The 19,046-nt window shown below is 42.4% G+C and carries 16 protein-coding genes; 12 read left to right on the forward strand and 4 right to left on the reverse strand.

Annotated elements, in window-relative coordinates; translation table 11 throughout:
* Window positions 1-62 precede the first annotated feature (62 nt).
* Window positions 63-602, forward strand: coding sequence for a DUF402 domain-containing protein (locus tag MKZ05_RS01585; RefSeq protein WP_170966022.1), 540 nt, complete (start codon window positions 63-65; stop codon window positions 600-602).
* A 39-nt stretch (window positions 603-641) separates the two neighbouring features.
* Here the strand turns inward: MKZ05_RS01585 and MKZ05_RS01590 are convergent, their stop codons facing one another.
* Complete coding sequence (locus tag MKZ05_RS01590; RefSeq protein ID WP_240792667.1) at window positions 642-2,255, reverse strand: S8 family peptidase; 1,614 nt, start codon at window positions 2,253-2,255, stop codon at window positions 642-644.
* 187 nt (window positions 2,256-2,442) lie between these two features.
* Here MKZ05_RS01590 and MKZ05_RS01595 point away from each other — a divergent pair, with 187 nt between their 5' ends.
* The 4 genes from MKZ05_RS01595 to MKZ05_RS01610 all read left to right on the forward strand — a co-directional run bounded on the left by MKZ05_RS01595 (window position 2,443) and on the right by MKZ05_RS01610 (window position 6,911).
* Window positions 2,443-3,924 carry an amidase gene (locus MKZ05_RS01595; RefSeq protein ID WP_339162328.1) on the forward strand — a complete coding sequence of 494 codons (1,482 nt, stop codon included), beginning with the start codon at window positions 2,443-2,445 and terminating at the stop codon, window positions 3,922-3,924.
* Between the two features lie 37 nt (window positions 3,925-3,961).
* On the forward strand, window positions 3,962-4,525 hold the full coding sequence (locus tag MKZ05_RS01600) for a TetR/AcrR family transcriptional regulator (protein ID WP_268459753.1): 564 nt from the start codon (window positions 3,962-3,964) through the stop codon (window positions 4,523-4,525).
* 80 nt (window positions 4,526-4,605) lie between these two features.
* Window positions 4,606-5,628, forward strand: coding sequence for a quercetin 2,3-dioxygenase (locus MKZ05_RS01605; protein WP_137055198.1), 1,023 nt, complete (start codon window positions 4,606-4,608; stop codon window positions 5,626-5,628).
* A gap of 149 nt (window positions 5,629-5,777) precedes the next feature.
* A complete protein-coding gene (locus MKZ05_RS01610; RefSeq protein ID WP_339161098.1) occupies window positions 5,778-6,911 on the forward strand; it encodes a zinc-dependent alcohol dehydrogenase in 1,134 nt (377 codons plus the stop codon).
* Between the two features lie 165 nt (window positions 6,912-7,076).
* On the opposite strand, the gene MKZ05_RS01615 is transcribed toward MKZ05_RS01610, so the two are convergent.
* Window positions 7,077-7,511, reverse strand: a complete 435-nt coding sequence (locus tag MKZ05_RS01615) for a MarR family transcriptional regulator (RefSeq protein WP_050943332.1) — start codon at window positions 7,509-7,511, stop codon at window positions 7,077-7,079.
* A gap of 261 nt (window positions 7,512-7,772) precedes the next feature.
* On the opposite strand from MKZ05_RS01615, the gene MKZ05_RS01620 reads away from it, so the two are divergent.
* The 4 genes from MKZ05_RS01620 to MKZ05_RS01635 all read left to right on the forward strand — a co-directional run bounded on the left by MKZ05_RS01620 (window position 7,773) and on the right by MKZ05_RS01635 (window position 12,363).
* Window positions 7,773-9,281 (forward strand): AMP-binding protein, encoded by a 1,509-nt coding sequence (locus tag MKZ05_RS01620; RefSeq protein ID WP_106032908.1) that lies wholly within the window; start codon window positions 7,773-7,775, stop codon window positions 9,279-9,281.
* 66 nt (window positions 9,282-9,347) lie between these two features.
* Entirely contained in the window at window positions 9,348-10,730 is a 1,383-nt protein-coding gene (locus MKZ05_RS01625) for an amino acid permease (RefSeq protein WP_137055199.1), read from the forward strand.
* A 100-nt stretch (window positions 10,731-10,830) separates the two neighbouring features.
* Entirely contained in the window at window positions 10,831-11,196 is a 366-nt protein-coding gene (locus MKZ05_RS01630; protein ID WP_003217104.1) for a VOC family protein, read from the forward strand.
* A 306-nt stretch (window positions 11,197-11,502) separates the two neighbouring features.
* Window positions 11,503-12,363 (forward strand): alpha/beta hydrolase, encoded by an 861-nt coding sequence (locus MKZ05_RS01635; protein WP_034620713.1) that lies wholly within the window; start codon window positions 11,503-11,505, stop codon window positions 12,361-12,363.
* Between the two features lie 163 nt (window positions 12,364-12,526).
* Here the strand turns inward: MKZ05_RS01635 and MKZ05_RS01640 are convergent, their stop codons facing one another.
* Window positions 12,527-13,954, reverse strand: a complete 1,428-nt coding sequence (locus tag MKZ05_RS01640; protein WP_003216901.1) for an alanine/glycine:cation symporter family protein — start codon at window positions 13,952-13,954, stop codon at window positions 12,527-12,529.
* Window positions 13,955-13,987: 33 nt separating this feature from the next.
* Window positions 13,988-14,968 carry a glutaminase gene (locus tag MKZ05_RS01645; protein ID WP_008342152.1) on the reverse strand — a complete coding sequence of 327 codons (981 nt, stop codon included), beginning with the start codon at window positions 14,966-14,968 and terminating at the stop codon, window positions 13,988-13,990.
* Window positions 14,969-15,485: 517 nt separating this feature from the next.
* On the opposite strand from MKZ05_RS01645, the gene MKZ05_RS01650 reads away from it, so the two are divergent.
* The 3 genes from MKZ05_RS01650 to MKZ05_RS01660 all read left to right on the forward strand — a co-directional run bounded on the left by MKZ05_RS01650 (window position 15,486) and on the right by MKZ05_RS01660 (window position 18,995).
* Window positions 15,486-16,772, forward strand: coding sequence for a sensor histidine kinase (locus MKZ05_RS01650; protein WP_339161101.1), 1,287 nt, complete (start codon window positions 15,486-15,488; stop codon window positions 16,770-16,772).
* Between the two features lie 4 nt (window positions 16,773-16,776).
* A complete protein-coding gene (locus MKZ05_RS01655) occupies window positions 16,777-17,718 on the forward strand; it encodes a response regulator (protein WP_137055203.1) in 942 nt (313 codons plus the stop codon).
* 191 nt (window positions 17,719-17,909) lie between these two features.
* A complete protein-coding gene (locus MKZ05_RS01660) occupies window positions 17,910-18,995 on the forward strand; it encodes an SEC-C metal-binding domain-containing protein (RefSeq protein WP_339161103.1) in 1,086 nt (361 codons plus the stop codon).
* Window positions 18,996-19,046 lie beyond the last annotated feature (51 nt).

A 19,046-nucleotide genomic window follows, 5' to 3' on the forward strand; every position in this document is an offset into this window, starting at 1 on the left:
TTTTCAAAAAAAATCGGTGTATACTGGAAAGAGAGAATCTAGATGCAAGAGGGAGTTGTGACATGGTGTTTTCGCTACATGCGGATCGGTGGGATGAAGTAATCGAGAGAAAAATCAAATACGATCAGAAGATTGTGGAACATACGTGTCAGCTGTTAGACGCACAGGGACAGCAGGCTGTGCTGTTTCACAAGATTGAAGACACGTTTACGATGAGGGCAGGTGATGGTGCTCTGACGATTCCAAAAGGGAGCTATACGACCGCTTATTATTGGAAGGATCGTCCTTACAATATGTATTTCTGGAGAGATGATCAAGGGAAGGAACTAGGTTCTTATTTTAATATTGTGGGGAATACATCGTTCAACGGCCAGCTGGTCATGTTTGAAGACCTCATTGTTGATCTTCTCGTTCTTCCGAATGGTGATTTTTTTGTATTGGATGAAGATGAGTTGCCAGAGAGTTTAGTGGATTTTGAACAAGGTTCAGTGCACCGAGCATTAGAGAGTGTGATGGCTTCGTTAGAAAACATACTTGATCAAGTGAGGGCAGATGTTGATGGAAAATATCATCACAGCTTGTTTGCACCGCTGTTAAAATAGAAAAAAACGATTCCTTTCAGCGAGGAATCGTTTTTTCTGTTACACCTTGATACGGTTTAATCGTTTTTGTAAACTGGTTTTCGTTTTAGAAGCTTTTAGCTGTTTGACAGCGGTTTGCGCTACTGCTTTTGTTTTCTTCGTTCGTTTGGTTTCCGCTTTTTTGACCTTTTGTTTGGCGTCTGTCACTTTCTTTTGATAGGCGACCTGTTTTTTGACTTTGTCGAGCCGATTTTGCAGGCTTGTTTTTTCTTTGCCTTTGTTTAACTTTTTGATGGCCGCTTGTGCGCTTTTAATGGCGCCTTGTGTTTTGCTTTTTTCGGCTGTTTGAACCTTTGCACGTGCCAAGCGGATATCAATGGTTCCTTGTACCTTTTTCACCCGTTCAGTGAGTGCTGTTTTTTGCTTACTTGCAGTGAGTCGGCCAATTCTCGTTTTGGCTTGATTGACATCTGCCTGCTTTTTAGAAGTTTCGGCTGTTTTGACAGCGCTAGTCGCAGCCTTCAAAAAGCTTGATTGTGGTATATATTGCACGCGGCCATAGCCGAATTGTGGATCTTTTCCTTTTGCGCCAAGATCCACTGTATAGCTGCGCAATAAGGTGCGAAGCTGAACATTTGTTTTCTTCGGATGAAGCTGCTTCAACAGTGCCAGCATGCCTGTGACATGCGGTGCGGCTTGTGATGTACCTGTTGCATACCAATATTCATTTTTTAAATAAGTGCTGATGACGTTCTGACCAGGGGCAGAAAATTCAATACCTTTCCCTGTATTTGAGATAGAAGCGAGTTTGTCTTTGTCCGTCGTTGCAGAAACGGCAATGACGCTATTGTAGGCGGCAGGATAGCTGATATGATTCTTCTTCCCATCATTCCCGCTTGCAGCGACCACAAGCAGTCCTCTTTTGTATGCTTCATCCACTGCTGAACGCAAAATAGGGATATTGTCTTCAAAACCTAGACTTAAATTCATAATATCCATCTTGTTGCTAATGGCCCAATCGATTCCTCGAAGCAGACTGTACAAGTCGCCTTCTCCCTTTTTATCTAACACTTTCACAGCATACAGCTTCGCGCCAGAAGCGACGCCGACTGTGCCGTAATCGTTATTGAGGGCACCAATCGTTCCTGCGACATGTGTGCCGTGTCCTTCATCATCTTTATAGGAGGAAGTGTAGTTCACGAATGATTTACCGCCGGATATCTTTAAATCCTCATGGGGAGAAATACCAGTATCCAAAACGGCTACCTTCACATTTTTCCCCGTGACGCCTTCTTTTATCGCTTGCTTTACATTCAGCTTTTGCAGGTTGTAAGATTTTTGAACCAATGCATCCTGATTCGTAGAGGCAGCGGTTTTTTTCATCGTAGAAGAAGCGAGTTTGACCTTTATGTTTTTTGAGACATACGCGATGTTAGGGTCTTTTTTGAGTGACGTGACCGCTTGTTCATCTGCTGTCACAGCGACAGCGGGAAGATGTATGTACTGTGCGTTCACTTTTTCACTTTCTTCAATCGCTGTTTGCTTTCCTTTTTGGTTTTTATAGACGATGATGACATCTGTTTCTTTTGGCGGTGCAGCTGCCTGCGAATGGTAAGGCAAGGCAGTTGTCAACGCAAGAAGAAACGCGATGACTACGAATATTTTCTTTTTCAAGGCGATAGCCCCTTGCATACGATGACCTCCGTCTTTTTTTCTCTATTATATCGGAGAAATGAGAAGGATGGTTAGAAGAATCATATTGTTTGTCAGAAAGTTTTTTTTACAAGTAACCTGAAATTGAAATTCATACAAATCTAGTAGACAATAGAGAGAACATAATAAGAGAAAGTAGGATATGCTGATGAACGTAAAAGAGTATATGACGTATGATGCGATTGGCTTGGCGGCACTTGTACGGAATAAGCAGGTAACGCCAGACGAGCTTGTACAAGCTGCATTTGCTAGATTGAATGAGGTCAATCCTGAACTAAATGCGTTGATTCAGACAAGACAAGATCAAGTATTAAAAGAAATCAAGACATTACATACGAATCAGCCGTTTGCGGGCGTTCCATTTGTACTGAAAAGTATATCGCAAGGGCTGGAAAATGAACCGCTGACAGCAGGAGCTGCATTATTAAAGGATGTAAAGGCAAAAACGGACTCCCACTTTGTCCAGCGATTGAAGCAGGCTGGATTTCTCATGATGGGACATACAAACACACCAGAATTCGGATTAAGAAATGTAACAGAACCTGCTTTACATGGTCCAACGAGGAACCCTTGGCATCCTGACTATTCTCCTGGCGGTTCAAGCGGCGGGACGGCAGCAGCTGTTGCGAGCGGCATCGTACCTGCTGGTGGAGCAAGTGATGGTGGAGGGTCCATTCGGATTCCAGCATCCTTTACAGGTTTGTTCGGTCTCAAACCAACAAGAGGAAGAACGCCGGTAGGGCCAGGCGCAGGAAGGCAGTGGCAAGGGGCATCCATTGACTTTACACTTACAAAAACAGTGCGGGACAGTGCAGCCCTTCTTGATCTACTTCAAGTCATTCAGCCTGAAGCGGCTTTCCAAACGCCATTATACGACGGCAGCTATCAAGAAGATCTAGAGAAACGTACATCTTCTATGCGAATTGCTTACAGTGTAGAATCTCCAGTTGGTACGAAGGTCAGTGAGGAAGCGAAGCAGGCGGTGCAGCAAACAGTGAAATGGCTGAGTGATCAAGGGCACCAAGTAGAAGAAGCAGGGCCTGCAATCGATGGAATTCATCTGATGCAGCAATACTACGTCATGAACAGCGGAGAAATGTCTGCACTATTCACGTCCTTGAATCGTTCATTAGGACGTCCAGTCAATCCGGAGGAAACAGACATCGTGGCATGGGTGTTGGCAGAGGCTGGCAAGAATGTAACCGCTGCTGCTTACACAGAAAGTCTTGATGCATGGGATATGGCGGCTGCACAAATGGCGTCATTTCATCAAACCTATGATCTCTTTGTGACACCAGCGACTGCCTATTCAGCTCCTAAGGTTGGTGAGTTGATGCATTCGAAAGAAGAAATCACAGAACTTTTACGTGTGTCATCTCTCTCAATGCAAGCGCAGCAGGATCTCATTTATGACATGTTCTTAAAGAGTCTGACCTACACACCATTTACACAGCTTGCCAACTTAACGGGTCAGCCTTCTATGAGCGTTCCTGTTCATCTCACTAAGGCGGGCATGCCTTTAGGGGTACAGGTCACAGCACCTAAGGGGAAAGAGGATTGGCTGCTTCGGCTTGCAGCAGAGATGGAGACATCCTCGATTTGGAAAGGAACAAATCAACTCATACGTTGAAACGACATTTGTCTATGGAGGGAAAGGAGTGTCACACGTGAGTACGAAGGATAGAATTATTCAAACGGCCGCACTTCTTTTACGCAAACAGGGGTATCATGCGACAGGATTGAATCAAATCATTAGAGAGAGCGGCACGCCTAAAGGATCTCTTTATTATTATTTTCCAAACGGAAAAGAAGAGCTAGCCATAGCAGCCGTTGAATATATTAGTCAAAAGGTCATCAATCGAATTGAAGAAAGCTTTGCCTATTCGGATGATCCTTATATCGCCATCGACCGCTTTATGACAAACATCATCCGGGGATTTACGGAGCAAGAAAATGAAAGAGGCATTCCGATTGTCTTGCTGGCGGCAGAATCCAAGCCAGAACATACGCAGCTTCATACTGCATGTAAGCAAGAAATGATCCGCTGGCAAAAGCTTGTGAAAGAAAAGCTCATGAGCAGCGGATATGAAGAAAACAAAGCGGATGAGCTGGCTTCTCTCCTTCATTCAATGGTGATTGGGGGTCTATCGATGACCACCGCACTCAAACAAACGACTCCGTTAGAACATGTGAAATGTTACCTTAGACACTTATTTATGCGAGAAGAGTAAAATCTCTCGCATATTGTCTATCTATTATATCAATTGGTCTATATAATAAAGATAGTCAATTAGTCATGAGGAGTGATGGGATGTCGGAGCAACCGCAATCGATCAAGCAATCCGAAGGTACCTCTTTTTATACCGTGTCTGGTTCAGGGAAACTGTATGGGCTGGAAAATCAGCTTGTTCATGTGCTGGCAGAAGTAAATCAAACGAATGAGCTGTTTGAGCTTGTCTTAATCACAGGTGGGAAAGGAGCTTATTTTCCACTTCACTGTCATGAGCACTTATTTGAAACCATTTTTGTGCTGGAAGGAAAGCTTGAAGTGATCTTGGACGGTAAAAAATATATGGTCACAGCCTTCGATTATATTCATATCCCACCCAAAACGATCCATGGCTACAGAATGCATAGTCACAAAACAAGATTTATTTCATATACATTGGGCGGACAAATGACAGATGTCTATCAGCAAATTGGGAAAAGGCTTCAGCGGAACGAATGGCCGATGACCGATCATGCTTTCGATGCAGACAGCTTTGAACAAGCTGAAAAAGAAAGCGATATCATATTGATGCATGGTATCCGGCAGTTGTCAAATACAACTAAGCCCTCCGTTTTATTTCATAGTCAGCTCCCTCAGGCGGTGCAGCCCTACGTATTAGAGGCTGGTGAAGGGAAGCAATACATTATTGATGGTCAGCTTCATGAGCTGATCGCAACAACAGAAACAACTGGAGGCGGGTTCAGTCATTTTGTGATTGAAGGCGCGAAGGGAAAGTATTTTCCTCCGCATTATCATCAAGTACATACAGAAGCACTCTATTGCGTTGAGGGAAAAATGAATCTGCAATTGAACGGAGAAGATATATGCCTGATGCCGGGTGACTTTGCCTATATACCGCCGGATACAATTCACTCTTCTGAACTCGTGTCCCATTCTAATAAATTTTTGCTATTGCTGCTTCCTGGAAAGATTGAGCAGTTGTATGAGCAGTTTGAAGAATCACAAAGCCCGAGTATATGTCCTTATTTTATTCAAGAAGGGAACTTGATGATTGATCGAGAGACTTCCTCTCAATATGATTTGGTCTTTATTGAAAAAGGATAAATAGGTAACGCGTTACACATGATTGTATAAGTGCCTGTCGAACCGATCGACGGGCTTTTTTGTTTTTTAATAATCCTGATCTGATGCATGAACCATCCATTCAAGGTGAAGCTATGTACAGATGATTTTCGCTAAAGGAGGAAATGCATGTGAGAGCTGTTACTTATCAGGGGAAAAATAGCATTGCAGTGAAGAAAGTAGATGCGCCATCTATTCAAGATCGGGAAGATGTGATCATCCGAATCACATCAACAGCAATTTGTGGATCTGATTTACATTTGTATCAGCGGAATTTCCCGCTTCCAATCGGCTACGTGATTGGGCATGAGCCAATGGGGATTGTGGAGGAAGTTGGCCCGGATGTCACGGCAGTAAAAAAGGGAGACCGTGTCGTTATTCCATTTACCGTTGCATGTGGTCAATGCCAATATTGTCATCACCACTTAGAAAGCCAATGCGACAACTCAAACCCGCACTACGATTCGGGTGGACTTTTTGGATATAGTGAGAAATATGGGAACTACCCTGGAGGACAGGCAGAATATTTACGCGTGCCTTTTGGGAACTACACTCCGTTTAAGATCCCAGATGATTGTGAGCTGGAGGATGAACAATTGCTGTTCTTATCGGATGTTCTTCCAACTGCTTATTGGAGCGTGGAGCACGCCGGTGTGAAAAAAGGTGATACGGTCATTGTGTTAGGCTGTGGACCTGTTGGATTAATGGCACAGCAATTTGCATGGCAAAAAGGGGCAGACCGTGTGATTGCGGTCGATTACATTGATTACCGTCTGCGACATGCAAAACGGATGAGCGGCGTAGAAGTATTTGATTTTACAGAAGATCCCGACATGGGAGAAACGTTAAAGGAGCTGACCAAGGGTGGAGCCGATGTTGTGATCGATTGTGTGGGAATGGACGGGAAGAAGTCGCCGCTTGAAAAAATTGAGCAGAAACTTAAGCTACAAGGTGGAACGATCGGACCGATTCAAATTGCCACAAAAGCCGTCCGTAAATGTGGAACGGTGCAGATGACGGGTGTGTACGGCGGCCTATATAATATGTTCCCATTAGGTGCCTTTTTCGCAAGAAACGTCACCCTGAAAATGGGGCAGGCCCCGGCGAGAGGCTACATGTCAAAGCTCTATCAAAAAGTGACAACCGGTGAAATTAATCCTAAAGCGATCATCACACACCAATTGCCGTTAGATGATGCCGCTCATGCGTATCACATATTTAATGATAAGAAGGATGATTGTATAAAGGTCATCTTAAAGCCATAAAAAAGAAGGCTTAGGAATTCTCCTAAGCCTCAGCGTGTAGACAAACCCTCGCATTCGGTGTCAGGTCTGCGTTCCGGTGCTCACGAATCTAAATTCGCTCCGCTCCGGTACTCGTCCTTCCTAGACTGCAAAGGTTGAAAAGAGGACAAAGGCTTAGGAATGTTCCTAAGCCTTTAATGGCTCGTCCATCATTTTTTCGATTAATTCAAAAAATGTTTTTTTATCTTCTTCTGAAAGGTGGTTGAACAGCTGATTGACAAGCAGCTGGCGGTTGTCGATCATTTGTTTTGCAATTTGTTCACCTGATTCAGAGAGTTCAATCCATACAGTGCGGCGGTCATTATTATTTCGAGAGCGGATAATCATCCCTTCATCTTCTAAGTGATTGAGAGCGGTTGTTGTTGCAGAGGGAGATAATGAAACTTCCTGCAGAATATTTTTCACAGTACATGATTGATGACGATAAATGATGCGTAAAATAAACCCTTTCACATTCGTGACGTTTTTCGGAATGTTCTCTTCATCTATTTGTTTCGTCGCCTTTAAATACTTTGTCAGCGCATGGTCTAATAAACTTGCCTCTAGCTCGAAATGTTGCATTCTCCATACCTCTTTTCCTATTGCATTCGCATTTTCCGATCAATTACTAGGTCTATCTTATCATAATAGTTATCATCATTTAAACCAAAATGGAAGACGGCTATAAAATTACCTATATTATCAATTAATATAAAGAACAATTCCAAATTGAAATGATTTTACTTTCAGCTGGTTTTATTTTAGAATGTGAATGAGATAAAATCTGCCAACCCATTCACTGGAAATTGGCTATTGTAAATCAAACGTTTGGAGATGAAGATATTGAATACATTACAGGCATTACTTAACGACAGAATGGAACGCTCTTCACAAATTGAAGCGGTAACTGGCGGGGGTGTGTCTTATACATTTGAAGAATATGCAAAGCGTATTGACCAGCTCGCTCATTACTTACATCAAAAGGGGATTCGAAAAGGGGACCGTGTTTGCTTTATTTGTCAAAACCATCATCACTTTTCAACGATTATGCTGGCAGCCATTAAAGCAGGTGCAGTCGCAGTTCCGCTTAGCTGGCAGCTTACTTCTTTTGAGCTGGAAGGTATTTTGAAAAAAGCAGAGCCAAAGGCTTTATTTTTTGACCGTGAATTCCGTGACATCATTGCGGCAGTGAATGTGTCTTTAGAAGATTGTCTGATGGTGGAATCCGGTGCCAATGCGAATACAACACAGCTGTTTGAAGACATGTTGGCTTCAAATGATGGAAGTAACCTTGCTGAAGAGGTATCAGAAGAGGATCTAGCGATGATTTTATTCACCTCTGGGACAACGGGAAATCCAAAGGGCTGTATGGTCGGACATGGACGAATCTATCAATTTTTAACAAGACATGGGAATCGAGGATTCGATCTGAAAGGAAAACGGTACTTGGCGAGTCACCCTCTGTATCATATGAGTTCGATTAATCACCTGATCGCAGCTGCGATTGAAGGATATACGCTTGTCTTCTTACATGATGCAACACCGAAGCGCATTTTAGAAACGATTGAGAAAGAAAGAATTACGTTCATGATGGCTTTCCCATCAGCTTACACGTACATGCTAGAAGAAATGAAACGCGGTTCGTACGATCTCTCATCTTTTGAAATTGCGATTTCTGGCGGTACGAAGGTACCGGTACGCTTAATTAAAGATTACAAAGAAGTAGGCATTCAGATGATGCATGGCTATGGAAGTACCGAAGCATGGGTTGTGAGTGCGTGGCATCCAGCGATGGGCGAGGATAAAATGGGCTCTGCAGGTAAAGTGGATCCGGATGTAGAAGTGAAAATCATGCACCCTGAGACAGAGGAGACATTGCCAGCTGGAGAAATTGGCGAAGTCGTTATGAGAAGCCCATTCTATTTTCTAGGCTACTATCATCAGCCTGACGCTACAGAGAAGGTGCTGAAAGATGGCTGGTTCCATATGGGAGATGCAGGCTATCTAGATGAAGACGGTTTTCTTTTCATCACAGGGAGATACAAAGATGTGATTCTGTACGGTGGGGATAATATCTACCCTGACCAAGTAGAAGAGGTCATTGATCAAATTCCAGGTGTGATTGAATCAGCTGTCATTGGGGTGCCAGACGAATTATATGGTGAAGTGCCAAGTGCGTATATCGTAAAAGACGATTCTGTCGATTTTTGCGAAGAAGATGTGGTGAACTATTGCCAGGAACGTTTGGCAGATTACAAAGTGCCCTCCATTCATTTCACACAGGAGCTGCCAAAAAACAAGCTTGGTAAAATCATGAAGAAAGATTTACGTGAATTGGTTGTGAATGCGTAGTACCTATTCTGCTATAATGAAATTTGAATGATTTTTTGTTTTTCTAACGTTTTGGAGGGAAAGGGTTTGCGACATATTCTACGTAAGAAACACATTCACGATTTGTTAGAACAGAGCAGGCAGCAAAAGGTAAAGAAAACGCTGGGCGGGCTCGATCTCACGCTCCTTGGTATAGGGGCAGTGATCGGCACGGGGGTCATGGTGTTAACCGGAATCACAGCGGCTAAGGATGCAGGGCCGGCTGTCATTTTTTCCTTTGCCATCGCAGCGATTGTGTGCAGTTTGGCAGCACTTTGCTATGCAGAAATGGCTTCAGCACTGCCTGTATTCGGCAGTGCGTACATTTATTCATATACAACGATGGGTGAGCTTGTCGGGCATCTAATGGGATGGACGTTATTGTCCGTTTATATGCTGACTGCTTCAGCTGTCGCCAGTGGCTGGTCGAGCTATTTCAACAGCTTGCTTGAGGGGTTTGGAATTTCGATTCCCCATCAATTTTTAGCGGGACCTGAACAAGGCGGATATATGAATCTGCCAGCCATCATCATTGCCTTACTGATTGCGTGGATCTTATCTAGAGGAACGAAGGAAAGTAAAAAATTCAATAATATCATGGTGTTTGTGAAACTCGGTATTATTGTTCTTTTCATTGTAGTAGGCGGGTTTTATGTACAGCCATCCAATTGGCAGCCGTTCATGCCGTTTGGTGCAGAAGGCGTCATTGCTGGTGCTGCTGCTGTGTTTTTTGCCTTCTTAGGATTTGATGCGATTTCTGCTTCTGCAGAAGAGGTGAAAAATCCGCAGCGGAACCTGCCAATTGGCATTATTGGCTCATTACTCATTTGCACGATCATTTACATTGTCGTTTGTTTGATTATGACAGGTATGGTGCACTATACAAAACTGAATGTCACAGAGGCGATGTCCTATGTCTTGCAAAGTGTACATCAAAATAGTGTAGCCGGTATTATTTCTGTCGGTGCGGTCATTGGATTGATGGCTGTGATTTTCGCCAATAATTATGCAGCAACTCGAATTGCCTATGCGATGGGACGAGATGGTCTTTTGCCGAAAGTGTTTTCGAAAACAAACAAAAGCGATACGCCTGTTGCAAGCATATGGATGATTGGCGGCATGACAGCTGTTATTTCAGGGTTTATTGATTTAAAGGACTTGTCCAATTTAGCGAATATCGGTGCTTTATTGACGTTTGCAATGGTGAGTTTATCTGTCCTCATTTTGAGAAAGACACATCAGCAGCTTGAGAGGGGATTCCGGGTTCCATTTGTGCCGGTCTTGCCGATTATTTCAATGGGCTGCTGCTTGTTCCTTATGTTCAACTTACCAGGCCGGACGTGGCTTTACTTTGGTGTTTGGCTGTTAATCGGTGTTGTCATGTACGCAGCGTATTCAAACAAACATAGTGAATTAGCGAAATCTTCATGAGAAAAAGGTGCAAATCCGTTGACGATTTGTGCCTTTTTTCATACGATTTGGGATAAGCTATAAAAGAGAAGATGGACGGAACAAGAGGAGGATGAGGGGTATGATTAGTGTTAGTCCTTATATTGTGGTAGACGATGTGAAGGAATCTCTTCAATATTATCAAGGGATTTTTGGCGGTGATATTCATATTTTAAATGAACATCAAGACCGTGTGCTGCATGCAGAACTGCACCTTGGAGAATCGCTGCTTCACTTTTCAGATACGTTTGACCGCACACCAAAGCCCGAGAATCTCAGGTTGATTATGCAGTTTGACAATGAAGAAGAACTAAAGGCTGTATATGAAGCGCTAGAAGCTGATGGAGATGTACTGGTCGAATTACAAGATACGTTCTTTGGCGCCCTTCACGGGCAAGTACAGGACCGTAAAAATGGGTTGATCTGGGTGCTGAATTATATGAAATAAACCAAGACCTTCACCTTCGTGAAGGTTCAGCGTGTAGACAAACCCTCGCATTCGGTGTCAGTCCTGCGTGCTGGTGACGAATGACAAATTCGCTCCGCGCCAGTACTCGTCCTTTCTAGGGCTGCAAAGGTTTTCTATCACGCTGAAAAGAAGACAAAAGGCTAAAATCAAGATCATTTTAGCCCTTTGTCAACAATCTGGCCCTTCACCTTCGTGAAGGTTTTTTTGGGAGTGCTTTTATTTTCTGAAAAATGGGAAATATGCTATGTTGGAAGAATAAAGAACAAGGAGAAAGGTGGCAAAGGGATGGAGCAAATTGAATTTCAATCAATCCAAACAAATGGTGTAACACTTCACACAGCAATAGCTGGACCTGAGGATGGCCCGCTGCTTATACTGCTGCATGGATTTCCTGAGTTCTGGTACGGCTGGAAGAACCAAATTATGCCCCTAGCCGAGGCAGGCTATCGTGTCGTCGTTCCTGATCAAAGGGGCTACCATCTAAGTGATAAACCAGAAGGAATTGAATCCTATGTATTAGATCAACTGAGAGATGATATCGTAGGGCTGATTAAGACGCTTAGTCCGAATCAAAAGGCGATTGTGGGTGGTCATGATTGGGGCGGAGCAGTTGCTTGGCATTTGGCATCCACACGTTCTCAATATGTAGAGAAACTAATCATTGTCAACATGCCGCATCCGCGGGTGATGATGAAGGTTCTTCCATTTTATCCCCCGCAGTGGAAGAAGAGCTCCTATATCGCATTCTTTCAGCTTCCGAATGTGCCAGAGGCAGCTCTTCAGGAAAATCACTTTCAAAAGCTGGATGAAGCCATTGGGCTGACTGCAAGACCCCATTTGTTCACGAAGGAAGATGTATCAAGCTATAAGCTGGCTTGGACGCAGCCAGGTGCCATGACCTCAATGCTGAATTGGTACCGCGCCATCAAAAAGGGCGGCTTTGAAAAGCCGATATCAAAGCGCATTTTAGTACCTGTTCGCATGATCTGGGGGATGGAGGACAAGTTTTTAAGCAGAAAGCTGGCGAAGGAAACGATGAAGATTTGCCCAAATGGACAACTAATTTTTGTCGATGATGCTTCTCATTGGATCAATCATGAAAAACCAGAAGTGGTGAACAAACTCATACTCGAATTTTTGAACTAAAGAAAAAAGCTCTGATCAGAGGGGGAAACTCACTCTTGTCCCCATAGAAAAAACACCTCCATATTTTATTTCGGATCACAACGATCCGTTTTCAAACTTGAAGGTGTTTTTTATTTGTCTCATCTTATGGGGTCAGTCCCAAGAGGACCAGAGCTTTTTTGATTTAACCGATTCGATTCTTTTTCAACGAAGCAGGTTCGTCGTCCCAGCATTCAATTTTCTCATTGTTTGGAACGACATTTTTATAAAAGACAGGATCCTTGCCTTCTTTTTTCTGTCTCGTATAATCCTTCAATGCTGCAAAGGCGACCTTAGACAGCATGGTGATGGCGATGAGGTTGACGATGACCATGAGTCCCATGAAGAGATCGGCTAGACCCCACACGAGAGGAACAGTAGCAACTGCACCGAAAAGAACCATTCCAATAACGGCAATTCGATAAATGTTAAGCCAAACTTTGTTGGCTCCAAGGAATTCAATGTTCGTTTCGCCGTAGTAATAGTTACCGATTAATGTACTAAAGGCGAATAGGAAAATCATGATAGCAAGGAATCCAGAGGCCCATGGTCCAATGTGCTGACTGAGTGAAGCCTGTGTTAATTCAATTCCTTGCAAGTTCGTTGTTTTGTATGCATCAGAGAACAGGACAAGGAAGGCTGTGCTTGTACAAATAATTAATGTATCTGTTAACACGCCAAACGCCTGAATTAATCCTTGTTTTACAGGGTGACTTGTCACAGCTGTTGCTGCTGCGTTAGGTGCACTACCCATACCAGCCTCATTCGAGAAAAGACCGCGTTTAATCCCTTGTAATAATGCGCCGCCTAATGTTCCACCAGCAAACTGTTCAAACCCGAAGGCGTGTTTCACAATCGTACTGATGACACCAGGAAGTTCAGTGATATTTGTCACAATAACAAAGAATGCAATTCCGATATAGGCTAGAGCCAGCACAACGACAATGTATTCAGAAGCTTTTGCAATGGCTTGGATTCCCTTGAAAATAATTGCTGCAAAAATAACAGCCATCACAATACCGACTGTTAAACGGTCTAATCCAAAGGAGTTTTCAAAAGCGACAGTAATTGTATTTGATTGCACCGCATTAAAGACGATTCCAAAAGAAATTGTAATCAGAATCGCAAATAAAATTCCCATCCAACGCTTGTTTAACCCTTTTTCCATGTAATAAGCAGGTCCACCGCGGAATCCTGTTTTATCTTTCACTTTATACACTTGGGCTAATGTACTTTCAACAAAGCTTGAGGCAGAACCGATAATGGCTACGATCCACATCCAGAAGATTGCGCCAGGTCCACCAATTGCAATGGCGATGGCAATCCCTGTGATATTCCCTGTTCCTACACGTGCCGCCATACTGATGGCAAATGCTTGGAACGGTGATATCCCTTCTTTTTCTTTTCTTCCTTCTTTCAGGACACGCACCATTTCTTTAATCATTCTCACTTGCAGGAAGCGTGTTCTATATGTGAAGTAGACACCAACTCCAAGTAACAGAGCAATGACAATATAAGTCCAAATAAAATCATTTGTATGTGTTAAATAAGATAGCAAAGCTTTTTCGTTCATAACATCACCTCTTCGAATTCATGACTGTTCATTTTAAAAAATACTGAGATCCCACTCTTTTGCGAGCTTTTTCAGCATCATGACACCGGTAATACTATTTCCGCAATCGTCAATGGCGGGACCATAAATGCCGATTCCGCAGCCTGTTTGAAATGGGAATTCTCTTCTTGCGCTTGGCGGAACGCAAGCCATAATTCCTCCAGACACACCACTTTTGGCTGGAACGCCTACGAAAGCAGCAAAATTACCAGACGCATTATACATGCCGCATGTCAGCATCAATGCCTTTGTTAGTCTTGCGATATCCTTTGGAATGACTTGGACCTGTTTAAAGGGATGATAGCCATCACTTGATATAATCAGCCCAATCAAGGCGATGTCCTCTGTTGTAACCTCGATGGAACATTGCTTTAAGTACACTTCTAATGTGTCCTCGACATCTGATTCTAAGTAATTGGTTTCTTTTAAGTAATAAGCAAGAGCACGGTTGCGGTGCGCAGTTGCCCATTCTGATTGATAAACCTCTTCATTAACAGAGGGACGCTTACCTATTAAGTTTTCGATTAAATCGAAAATATATGCTAGCTTTTCTGTAGAAGTCTTTCCGGGAAGGATGGAGGATACGGTAATAGCTCCAGCATTAATCATTGGATTAAAGGGCTTCCCTGGTTTATGCATCTCAAGACGGTAGATGGAATTAAATGCATCACCAGTTGGCTCTACATCTACCCGATCCAAGACGTATGGTACGCCTCTTCCTAAACAGGCAGCTATAAAGCTGATGACTTTTGAGATACTTTGCAGGGTAAAGGGAACGTCCCAATCACCATATCGTACAGATGATCCATCTGGGCCTATCACGCTGATACCAAGTTGAGAGGAATTCACTTTTCCGAGTGCTGGAATGTAGCCAGCATTCTGTCCATTTTTGTAATACGGACGTATTTCTTCTGCCCATTGATCAACAGAAGACTGGCATGCGTGTTGTGTATTATTAGAAATTGCTGTTTTCATACGATTCCTCCAATCAAAAATCAAAAAGTACCCTATTGAATTGGCGGATGACAAAAAATGCGATCAAATAGGCACGAAAACATGTTACACATCTTCAAAGAACTTGTCATGCGCTGCTTGTACCACTCCTTTACACCTAAATATATGTTGAAATGAAGGCTTTGGCGGCGAAAAAACAAAAAGGGTTTTTAGTGAAAATTCAGAAAACGCTTACATATAGTTTCACTAAAATTGTTCATTCAATTTATCTTGGAAACTACACAATCTGACGAAAATCTACAGAAAAACTTACAAATAAAAATCGGTTTGTCGATCATTGTCTAAACAATTCCCATTATTGTAGACAATCACCAAAATGCTGAATAGCTGAAAGGTCACCATGGCGCCTCGGTGAATAGTCATAAAAAAGGATTTTGAGGAAAGAAGGAGCCGTGAAAATTATTTTTTTGTACGTTGTGAAGAAAAGAGTCTCCTTGTATACTGTGGCTATGCAAAAAGGGGAAGGGATGTCAGTCATTTGAGTTTAAACCAGCTTGTTAAAAAAGACGCATTCATATTAATTTTTATGGTGGTTATTGTGCCGCTTGCAGGAGAACTGAAGTTTTATCCTGTGAATGAAACGTTCCGGATCAGCTTTGGGGCACCTGCGTTTTTCTTTTGTTTATTACTCTTAAGGAAATCTAGACCGTTCTTGCCCGGGTTTTTAACAGGTGCAGCCATTGTGCTTTTTCGAGTAGGTTTAGATCTGATGCAGCATCATGCTGATCTCGCTACATCATTTTATCAGCAATTCCCAAGTTTCTTTTTTTATTTTACATATGCTTTCTTGTTCTTTGCCGTCCGTACGGGACGTTTTAAACAGCGTTCTATTTTTATTGGGATCATTGGTCTCATGATTGAATTAGTGGCTGATTTTGTTGAACTGTTTGTACAATTTTTAGTGTTTGATACGACGATGACGCTATCAAAGCTGAGTGATATGTTTCTCATTGCGTTTGCTCACAGCTTTGTCGTAATCAGCTTTTTTAATATGATGAAGCTGTATGAGGCACAATCAAGAGAGAAGCAGATCATGAAACAAAATGAGCATATGATGATGGTCATTTCAAATTTATATGAAGAAACGGTTCATTTAAAGAAAACGTTAAAACATACAGAGCATATTACGCAAGAATCATACAGGCTTTATCGTCTCTTGCATGAACACGAAGCAGGGAAGAAAGTGAGTCAGGGGCTGTTGAAGCTCGCAGGAGAAATCCATGAGGTGAAAAAGGACAATCAACGTATTTATGCTGGGCTTTCGAAGCTGATTTCTAAGGAAAATATGCAAGACTATATGAAGGCGGAAGAGCTCGTTCAAATTGTCCTTCGCATTCAAGAAAAGTATGCGCTCTCTCTAGGGAAAAACATCTCCTTTACATCTGATATAAGAGGCATTCATTTGCATGATTATCATGTGTTCATTTTCTTATCGCTCATTAATAATTTAATGGCAAATGCGGTTGAAGCCATAAAGGATGACGGAATGATCTCACTCGTATTGAAAGGAAGTCATGATAAAATAGAGATTCGGATTGAAGATGATGGCCCGGGGATTCCTGAAAAAATGAGAGAAATAGTATTTGATCCAGGCTATACTTCTAAATTTGATGCATATGGAACACCATCAACTGGGATTGGCTTATCCTATGTGAAAGAGCTGGTTAAAGAGCTTGGCGGTACAATTAAAATCGAACAAAGAGAATCAAAGGGAACGGCTTTTCAGCTACTCCTTCCTATACAAAATTTAATACAGAGAGGGTGAGTGTATGCGATTTTTCATTGCAGATGATGATCGTGCAATACGCTCGATTTTAGGTCAAATCATAGAAGATGAAGATTTGGGAGAGGTCGTGGATGAAGCCGATGACGGAGTGGGATTAGAAGCACATTCATTGAACCTAAAAAAAATAGACATCCTTCTGATAGACCTTTTAATGCCTGCTAGAGATGGCATTCAAACGATTCGTCATATTCACCCTGAATTCAAAGGTAAAATCATGATGATTTCCCAAGTAGAGGCGAAAGAGATGATGGCAGAAGCCTATGAATTAGGGATCGAATATTATATTCATAAACCTGTCAATCGAATTGAGATCGTCAGTGTGATTCGAAAAGTCATAGAACGGATCAAACTCGAGAAATCGATTTACGATATTCAAGCTTCCCTTCGCCATGTGCTGCCACTAGAGCCTGTGATTTCTCATGATACAACGGGCAATGGGTTGAAGAAAAGGACGATGAAAGAGGCGGGGGAATTTCTCTTATCCGAACTAGGAATTGTCGGAGAGAGTGGTTCTAAGGATTTACTTGAGATCCTGATCTACTTACATGAAACACAGTCAGCCAATTCTCATGAGGTTAATTTCCCGCCACTAAAGCAGCTCTTTATCAAAACAGCGGAGAGGAAGCTGGATCATGGGGCGACCGATGTAGAAGTGATGAGGGAAGTGAAAGCGGCAGAGCAGCGGATTAGACGCGCTATTCATCATTCCTTGAATCATTTTGCTTCACTAGGATTAACAGATTTCTCGAATCCTAAGTTTGAGCACTATGCGTCGAAGTTTTTTGACTTTACCGATGTCAGCCAAAGAATGAAAGAAATGCAGAAGACCTCTTCATCCGCAGGATCAACTGGCAGAGTCAATACGAAGAAGTTTGTTCAAATCTTTTATTTTGAAGCAAAACAGTTATTTGAGGGAATGAGCTGAAGAAAATCTATTGGAATGATTGGAGAAAATAAACAGAAAAAGACCGCTATTCCTATGATCTGTTGTGATCTTCAAGTATCTTTATTATTTAACTGATCATTCTGATTTTTCTTTTTTCTTGAAAATAAAACTCTCATGTGCAATCGTTTGTTAAAATAGTGAGGTTAGACTAGAATGTCGGAGGTTTTATTTTGGGAAAAATTAAACGAAATGCGCTCTGCCCTTGCGGAAGCGGAAAAAAATATAAACATTGCTGTGGTCAAAAGTCAGGCGGAGAACAAACGTCTGAGCTTGTGTTTAAGGAAGCTGTACAAGTTCAAAAGGATTTAATGAATTACGCATTCTCTAAACATCAGAAAGCCATCAATCAATTCATTAATGAGTTTTCTTTTCTTGCAGATATGGATAAAGAAACGCAACAAATCTCAGTCTTTCATTTGAGTGTATGGGGCATCTTCTTCCGTCCATTAACGGATCAGAAAGAAACCATCTTCCAAGAATTCCTGACAAAGAAAGCGGAGGATATTACCCGTCCGAAAACAAAACAAGTGGTTCAATCATGGACAGACATGGAGCCATCTTTGCTTTTATTAAATGAAAAAACGGACGAGTCTCTTTACTTTGAGAATATGGTGACAGCTGAAAAGGTTGAAGTAGATGTAAAACCGGATCAAACAGTGCTGCCTGAAAAGGGAAGTCTCGTGCTTGGATTCCCTGTTCAATTTGAAGAAAAAGCAGAGTTTTTCATTCAATATACGATGTTTGCGAAAGAGTTTACAGATACGCTTCTTCTTCAAGTTCGTCAGCTTGTTGAAGCATTTGAGGCAAATGGAGGAACGCGCAGCACATTTATGAGAGAATCATTCCCTGACGTGTTGAAGTGCATGTTTGCAAAGCAAGAAGTAGAAGAATCAGAAACATCTGCTCAAACAGAAGGCGATACAGGTCTAACAGCAGATCGCATGGACTGGGCAAATGACGTTCAACTGGAAACAGCTAAGCTGATTGAAGACGGAATGAAGGAACACGGGGACCAAAGCTTGACTGATGGCGCTTTAACTGTGTGGAAAGCCTATTGTGATCAGAAATCACCTGTGATCCGTAAAGCAGCATCATTTGCTGCGGGAATCGAATATTACATTCATTCACTTGCAAGCGATGCCCCGCTTTCTCAAGCGCAAATAGCGAAAAAGTATGGCATTAGTGCGTCTACTGTATCGAGCCGTTTTAAAGATATTGAAAAAGCGGTGAAAGAAGAGCAAGAGGCGACTGTATAGCATCAGAAAAGACGCGGCACCTTCATTGGGCCAGCGTCTTTTTTAGTTCAT

Source organism: Bacillus sp. FSL M8-0277 (genome assembly GCF_037975305.1).
Lineage (GTDB): Bacteria > Bacillota > Bacilli > Bacillales > Bacillaceae > Bacillus > Bacillus pumilus.